Annotated in this window: 6 protein-coding genes; 4 read left to right on the forward strand and 2 right to left on the reverse strand. The window is 56.9% G+C overall.

The genetic code is table 11. The features are described 5' to 3' along the window. Nucleotides 1-3 precede the first annotated feature (3 nt). Together WMW72_RS14840 and WMW72_RS14845 are read right to left on the reverse strand one after the other, a co-directional pair. On the reverse strand, nucleotides 4-2,154 hold the full coding sequence (locus WMW72_RS14840) for a YhgE/Pip family protein (RefSeq protein ID WP_341416270.1): 2,151 nt from the start codon (nucleotides 2,152-2,154) through the stop codon (nucleotides 4-6). A gap of 158 nt (nucleotides 2,155-2,312) precedes the next feature. Further along, on the reverse strand, nucleotides 2,313-3,104 hold the full coding sequence (locus tag WMW72_RS14845) for a Crp/Fnr family transcriptional regulator (RefSeq protein WP_341416271.1): 792 nt from the start codon (nucleotides 3,102-3,104) through the stop codon (nucleotides 2,313-2,315). A gap of 290 nt (nucleotides 3,105-3,394) precedes the next feature. Between WMW72_RS14845 and WMW72_RS14850 the strand changes: the two genes are divergently transcribed. From WMW72_RS14850 to WMW72_RS14865, 4 genes are all read left to right on the forward strand, one after another. Then, nucleotides 3,395-3,931: a GAF domain-containing protein gene (locus tag WMW72_RS14850; RefSeq protein ID WP_341416272.1), complete on the forward strand. Its 537-nt coding sequence runs from the start codon at nucleotides 3,395-3,397 to the stop codon at nucleotides 3,929-3,931. A gap of 115 nt (nucleotides 3,932-4,046) precedes the next feature. Continuing rightward, on the forward strand, nucleotides 4,047-4,700 hold the full coding sequence (locus WMW72_RS14855) for a response regulator transcription factor (protein WP_341416273.1): 654 nt from the start codon (nucleotides 4,047-4,049) through the stop codon (nucleotides 4,698-4,700). Further along, nucleotides 4,693-5,850 carry a PAS domain-containing sensor histidine kinase gene (locus WMW72_RS14860; protein WP_341416274.1) on the forward strand — a complete coding sequence of 386 codons (1,158 nt, stop codon included), beginning with the start codon at nucleotides 4,693-4,695 and terminating at the stop codon, nucleotides 5,848-5,850. Before WMW72_RS14855 ends, WMW72_RS14860 begins: the two co-directional genes overlap by 8 nt. A 372-nt stretch (nucleotides 5,851-6,222) precedes the next feature. After that, a complete protein-coding gene (locus tag WMW72_RS14865; RefSeq protein ID WP_341416275.1) occupies nucleotides 6,223-7,581 on the forward strand; it encodes a dicarboxylate/amino acid:cation symporter in 1,359 nt (452 codons plus the stop codon). Nucleotides 7,582-7,743: the final 162 nt, after the last annotated feature.

Here is a 7,743-nt window from a genome sequence, read left to right on the forward strand (position 1 = left end):
TTGCTAGTGAATGATCTTGCTTTCCTTGGCTTTGTTGACGAGCTTGGCCGAGGAGGCATTGATCCATGTTTTCAGCGCGAGTCCGATGACAAGCGCGATACCGGCGTAGATGAGCAGCATGAGGATATCGTAGCCTACGGCATCCCAGAGAATACCCCCGACAGCTTCGCGCATCAGGCCGATGGCATACGTGAACGGCAGATAAGGGTGGATCGCCTGGAAGAACGGCGGCGTCAGCTGAACGGGGAATGTACCGCCCGAGCCCGCAAGCTGCAGCACGAGCAGCACGATCGCCATCGCTTTGCCCACATTGCCGAAGACTGATACCAGCGTGTACACGATCAGCATGAACACCGCGCTCAGCAGCATACCGAAGGCGACAAACCAGCCTGGAGACGCCGCATAGGTCCCGAGCACATACAGGTCGCCCAAAGTCACGAACAAGGACTGAACGAGTGCGATGGTGAGGAAGGTCAAGTACCGGCCGATATACACCTGATAGCTCTTATAAGCAATACCTGCCTCGTGAACCTCTACCGTCAGCAGGGAGACGAGCAGCAGGGCACCGACCCAGAGCGACAGCGTCGTAAAGAACGGCGACATCGCCGATCCGTAATTCGGAATCGGGAAGAGGCGGTTCTCCTTTAGAACGACAGGCTCCGCGAAAAACTCGCTCTCCTTCTGGGCGTCAAGCTTGAGCAGACGCAAAATGTCCGTGATACTGCCCTGGTTCTCGAAGGACCTTACCCGCTCGGCCAGCTCCTTCACCTTGGCTTCGACGCCAGGCAGAGCTTCCTTCACCGCTGCTAGCTCCTTCTGCCCGGCAGCCAGGCCTTTGCTTGCGTCACTGACGATTTTGCTGATATCGGGAATACTGCCGCTGGCGTCTACTAGTGCAGCATGGGCCTTGCCTAGCTTTTCCTTGGCCACCTTTGCGCCTTCTGCGATGCCTGGCACGATCTCCGTATCGAAGCGGCCCAGGATGTCTTCGAGTCCGTCAGCCACGTCCTGAGACACCTTGCCCAGATCGGCGACCAGCATATCCGCGGGCTTCTCTCCCTTGGCGATGGCCGTGGATATGCGCTCTACGATCGTCGTCTGGAGCTGCAGGCTGCGCTGCAATTGCTGCAGCTTGCCTGCGGCGAGTGCGGAGCCCTTGCCTCCGGTAAGGCTGTTCAGCCGCTCGAACAGCGTGATCAGCCGCGAGTTCACCTCGCTGGCAACCGCGAGCCGGCGGCTGACGCGATCCAGCTCCGCCTGCAGCAGGGCCGGGTCGATCTTGGCATCCTGCAGCACGCCGGTCAGCTGTTTGGCGCTTGTGGCTGCCTGCTGCAGCAGGAAGAGGTCCTGCTTGATGCCGGGAGCCAGTGTATCCAGCGCTTCGCCGCTGCGGTCGATCCACGACCCGACCTGCTCGGTTACGGCTTGTCCTGTCTCGGCGAGCTTGGCGACCTCCGGTACATAAGATTCGGCCTTGGCCGCGATGGCTGACGCTTTGTCCAGATCGCTCATGCCGGTGTCGACGAGCTTGTTCAGCTCAGGGAACATGTCTTCCAGGCGGAACAGTACGGTCTTGGCGGCGGCTATGGCCGGCAGCTCCTGCTCGAGCTCGGTGCCGACCTCATTCATGACTTGGAAAATGGCTCCGTTGGCGGTTTTGATAAACTGCTTGGTCACCTCTTCCTGGATGCCGGTGGCGCCTTTGGACGTGATCTTCGGCGAGATGGCATTCGATTTCTCGTTAACGTTATACAGGATCTCAGCCTTCTGCGGCGTAGCCGTCAGCACGGAGGCGATATGCTCGGAGAACTCCGGCGGAATCGTCAGGCTGGCGAAGTACGTCCCGTGCAGCACGCCCCTGTCGGCCTCAGCGGCATCCACGAACGTCCATCCGATCCGCTTGTCATCCTTGAGCGAGGCGACAATCTCATCGCCCAGCTTGAGCTCACGTCCCCGCGCCGTAGCTCCGCTGTCTTCGTTGACGACGGCAATCGCCAGCGATCCGGTATTGGAATACGGGTCCCAGGAGGCCAGAATATTGAACCAGGCGTATAACGAGGGCAGGAACGCGAGACCTAGGATGATGATGGTGGCCGCCCAGTTGCGCCCGATCCGGCTCATGTCATTCAGATAAATGGCAAGCAAACGCTTCATTGGTAATCCCCTTGTTTTTCATCATAGTATTCGACAATTGTGCTTAAACATTCCGTTCGGGTCTGAAGCATTCTTCAACGCAAGAGACCCTTTAATCCGGAGGACTAAAGGGTCATTATAGCGGATGAATGAACAAATTGTCGATGGCCGGGGTTCAGCTACATTCGGCAAATTTCCTTGGGGCAGCTCTCGCACCGGCATACGCCCCGCAGATAAGGCAAGTTCAATATCGTGATGGTGCCTCCGTCCATGGAGATGACGCCGTCTTTCTTCATGTCGTTCAGCATGCGGTTGACGCTTTCCCGGGTAGCCCCGATCATATCCGCCATCTCTGAGTTGTTCATGCGAATATCCAGCCGGATGGCCCCGTTCTGGTCGACTCCGCAGGAATTGCTGAGCCGGATGAGCAGGGAGCATAGCGCTCCGGGCTTGCCGAACATCATCAGATCCCGCATCTTGGTCTGGGTGATGCGGTGGACGAGGCCCATCCAGCGCATGAATTCAATCGCCAGATCGCCATGCTGCCACAGCAGCACCTCCAGGTCCTTGCGCTGAATGATCCCGATCTCGCCATCCTCCGTCATCTCTGCGCTGCAGGCATGCACCGAGTTCTGGAAGGGATCGAGCTGTCCGAACAGATCCCCGGCCTGATGCAGGGACAGGGTGAAGGTCCGGCCGTCATCCGAGCTCTTGGTCACCTTCACGCGGCCTTTCGCCAGAAAGTAAAGCCGGTCGGCTGTGTCGCCTTCCCAGTACAGCATGCTGCCCGCCTCGACAGGCTTCTTATACATAATGCCGGTCAGCCGTTCAAAATTCTCCGGCGAGAATACCGAGTAGACGCCGAGAATGCCGCTTTTGTCCGGTCCATGAACGGCTTGCTGACCCAGGCTGCCCTGAATGCCTTCCTTTTTCCATTTCGTCCCGTTCGCCATGCCGGTTCCTGTCGTCATCCCGATCATCTCCCATGTTTTTCTTGTTGTCTTCATCATACCCTTTTCTACGCTGTCCGGTTATCGGGGGAAGACCTGATCTTTTCCGGGAAATCCCCTGAAGCTCGTGTGACAATTCTCACACCTGCGATCAGGGTAGGAGGCGGTGAGCCGCGGAATACGCGGGTTGGCGGTCGGTGTTTTTAGCAGGTCGATTTCAGGGTTTTCCCTGACTTACAATCGGAGGCGCAGGCGTTACAATAGAAAGACAACGAACAGGGTGAGCCGGGAACGGAAGAGGGGGATCAGTCATGAAGGGGGAGGACAGAACGGGACAGGAGCCGGAAGAAGCAGAGCGGTATCGTCTCGAGGCCGGGATAGCCGCTCCGCAGGAGATGCTCTTGACGCCGCCTGCGGGAATTGCGCTGCCGCCCGGCGTACAGGAGGAGCTGCAGCGGCTGCAGGAGCTGACCTTCAGCGATATGGCGGCACTGGCCTGGATATCGGACGGGTCCGGGGAGCAGGGCACAGGGCCTTATGTGTGGGCCAGCCTGCTCGGCAGCCGGAGTGAGCGCGTCCAGCGCATGAGCTTCCGCCGGGGGAGCCCCGGCTTGGCCGGTACGGCGCTGCGGCTGGGCCGTTATGTGACGGCAGAGCCGCAGGGGATACGGGACTTCGCCCGCGAATGCCCGGTGATGCTGGCCGAGAAGCTGCAGACGGCGCTGGCGCTGCCGGTGAACGGCAAGGAGACGGCTGCAGGCGTGCTGCTGCTGGGGAGCCGTTCTGGACGACTGTACGGGCCCGAGGAAATCCGGCATGCGCAGTCCGGAGCGCAGCGAATATTCTAGAATGAATCTTCAAAATCGTGTCAAGCGATTGAGGGGATTCATTTTTTGCTATATGATGGAAGAAATAAATCTGAACATCAGGCCTTACCGGCCGAGAAGGAGGTTGAATCCGCAGGTGATTACGATCATCGTGGTCGATGACCATGCGGTTGTCCGATCGGGACTCACGATGCTGCTGAGCGACAAGCCCGATCTCCAGGTTATCGGCGAAGCCTCGGAGGGCGATGAGGGCATCCAGGCCGCACTAGCGCTGAAGCCGGATGTGGTGCTGATGGATTTCAGCATGCCGCATGGCAAGGATGGACTGACGGCGACGGTGGAGCTGAAGAAGCTGCTGCCGGATACGTCCGTGCTGATCTTGACGATGCATGACGACGACGAGTATTTGTTCCGGGCCATCCAGGCCGGGGCTTCCGGTTATATTCTGAAGAGCGCCCCTCATGAGGAGCTGCTGGCGGCGATCCGTTCAGTGGCCGCAGGTGATGCCTACCTATACCCGACCGCTACCAAGCGGCTGATGAGCGAATATCTGGATAAGCTGAAAAATCCCGAGAATAAGGGGACCTACGATTCGCTGTCCGAGCGCGAGAAGGAAGTTCTGGCACTGGTAGCCAAGGGCTATGCCAATAAGGAAATCGCCGAGCTGCTGGTCATCAGCGTGAAGACTGTGGAGACGCATAAAAGCAATGTGATGGAGAAGCTGGGACTGAAATCCCGTCCGGAGCTCGTCAAATTTGCGATGAAAAAGGGGCTGTTGAATTTTGAATAGCGCGAGTCACGCTTCGCAGGGCGGGGACCAGCCCCAATTGATCGGGCAGAACGTGTCACTGCTGCTTGCCCAGCTCGATGAGCATATCGGCGACGAGCAGGTGCGCGCACGGTTGAAGGATTCGCTGAAGCAGCTTTCTGACCTGAAGTTTGCTCTGGATGAATCCTCGATCGTCGCGCTGACGGACCGCCGCGGTACCATTCAATACATCAACGACAAGTTCTGCGAAATCTCGCAATATTCTCGTGACGAGCTGATCGGTCAGGATCATCGGATCATCAATTCCGGATATCATGATCCGGCCTTCATGCGGGGGCTGTGGCAGACGATCTCCTCCGGCCGGGTGTGGCGGGGTGAAATCCGCAACCGGGCCAAGGACGGCAGCTTCTACTGGGTACATACGACAATCGTTCCTTTCCTCGATGAAGAGGGCCATCCCTATCAGTATCTCGCTATCCGCAGCGAGGTGACGGAGCTGAAGCGGGTCCAGGAGGAGCTGCAGGTGATGATGACCCGGGTCATGCAGATTCAGGAGGAGGAGCGGCGCAGGTTCTCCCGGGAGCTGCATGACGGCATCGGGCAAAGCCTGTTCTCCCTGATCATTCAGATGGACCGGCTGATCGGGAAGAGTGAGGACGGCGGTGAGACGGCATCCGAGCTGGAGAAGCTGCGCCGTTCGGTGTCCGGCATTATGGAGGAGGTCCGGGGGCTTGCCTGGGAGATCCGTCCCTCGGTGTTGGACGATCTGGGTGTCGTCCCGGCGATCCGTACCTTCGTCGAGAATTACCAGGGTCATTACGGCATCGAGGTGCATCTGGAGTGCAGCCTGCGGACCCGGCTGGGCCTGCAGAAGGAGACAACGGTGTATCGCGTAATCCAGGAGGCGCTTACGAACGTGGCGAAATATGCCGATGTGTCGGAGGTATGGGTAACGGTGCGCGAGACGGAGTCCCAGGTGGAGACCAGGGTAGAGGATCGCGGCCAGGGCTTCGCCAGACGCAGCACGGCCGCCAAGGGTGTCGGCCTGTTCAGTATGGAGGAGCGGGCCCGGGGAGCCGGCGGCATGCTCACGGTATCGTCAGAGCCGGGGCAGGGAACAGTCGTGATGCTGAGTCTGCCGAAAGCCGGAGAGGAAGGCGGCATGGGGTGAAGCCAGGAAGGCTTGTCCTATCAATCATCCGGAACGAGTGACATCCATATTTTTCTATAATTTATCGAACATACCTTTCCTGAAACACGCAGGGAGCGGAGGTCAAGCACGAGCAGAGGGATGCCGGCTTGGCCTTTTTGCTTTCCATTCGACGGGAAACCCAGGCGGGAGGAGAAAACTCGTTCCAGAGAAACGGAGAAATCCGTAGACCGAGAGCGAATGAGGAAGAAGACTCCTGGCATGAAGAATGCTTGCTAATCAACCCTTGTAAAAAAAGATTGACATTCCAAGTGAGACGGGAGTAATATCTTTTTAGTCGATAAAACCTAGTTTTCGGCTTGGTTTTCAGGATGCGAAGGAGATGACTGGAAGATGAATAACAACCTCATAGCCGCTATTCAATCCAACTGGATCACATTGGTGATTTCATTGGTTATCATTGGCTTTTTGTACTTCCTGGGACGTAAGCGCCTGGGCTTCGGCTATCGTGTGTTAATCGCACTTGGGCTCGGCTTGGTGGCAGGGATTATTTTTAACTCCTACAAGCTCGATTACAAGAACGTCAGCACGATAGGAACCATTTATGTCAACTTGGTCCGGATGCTTGTCATTCCGCTGGTTGTGGTGCTCGTCATCAACAGTATTACGACCTTGACCAATCTGGGGCATCTGCGCAAAATCGGGGTCAAAACCATCTCGATCTTCTTGATTACGACAGGGATCGCCGCTTTGATCGGCGTGATCGTAGCCATTTTGGTTGATCCGGGTGCAGGCATTACCCAAGAAGCGGTTAAAAACTTCAAGCCGCGTGAGATTCCTACGTTCTCGCAGGTTATTCTGGATCTGGTACCGTCCAATCCGTTCAATGAAGCAGCCAACGGCAAAGTCGTTCCTGTCCTGATCTTCGCGATTTTCGTTGCGGTTGCTATCGTGCATGTCGGCTCCAAGAAGCCGGAAGTGGTGGAGCCTGTGAAGCAGCTGATCGCATCGCTGTCGCAAATTCTCCATCAGGTCATCAAGTACGTGATCAAGCTGACTCCTTACGGTGTATATGCGCTGATCGCAGCTATGGCCGCCCGCTATGGCGTTGAGACGCTGGCTCCGCTGATCAAGCTGATCCTGGCCACTTATGCGGCCTTGCTGATTCACTTCATCTTTACCTTCGGTGGTCTTGTGGCGTTCGTAGCCAAGGTCAATCCGATCAAGTTCTTCAAGAAGGCGTATCCGACGATCGCCGTTGCCTTTACGACACGAAGCAGCTATGTTACGCTGCCGGTTAATATGGAAGTCATTACGAAGCGGATTCGGGTTTCCGATCGTATCGCAAGCTTCGTTGCCCCGCTCGGCGCCACGATCAACATGAACGGCTGCGGCGGCGTATGGCCAGCTGTGGTCGCGATATTCGTCGCTCGCGTGTATAACGTTCCGCTGGGCTTGTCGGATTATGTGCTGATTATTCTAGTCAGCATGATTTCGTCCATCGGTGTGGCTGGCGTACCTGGACCGGCCGCAATCTCGACTACAGTCGTCCTGACAGCGCTGGGCTTGCCACTCGAAGGGATTGGCTTGACGCTGGCGATCGATGCCGTCGTCGATATGGGTCGTACGGCTGTGAACGCAACAGGTACAACGGTTGCTTCCTTGCTCGTTGCGAATTCCGAAGGTGAGTTCGACCGTGAGGCGTTCAATCGTGACGAAGAAGACTCGCTGGAACTGAACGGCGTATCGTAAGTTTAAAAAATCGAAACACCCTGTTCCGCTTATTGTGATGTGCACCCCTTAGAATAGACATTGGAAAAACCCCTGGGTTTAGCCGATGAAATTCTAGGGGGTGCATTTTTTATGGCGATCAAGGGACAAACGTTTAAGCATTATCCAGAATCGGTGAAGGCC

It is taken from the genome of Paenibacillus filicis (genome assembly GCF_038070315.1).
GTDB lineage: Bacteria > Bacillota > Bacilli > Paenibacillales > NBRC-103111 > Paenibacillus_G > Paenibacillus_G filicis.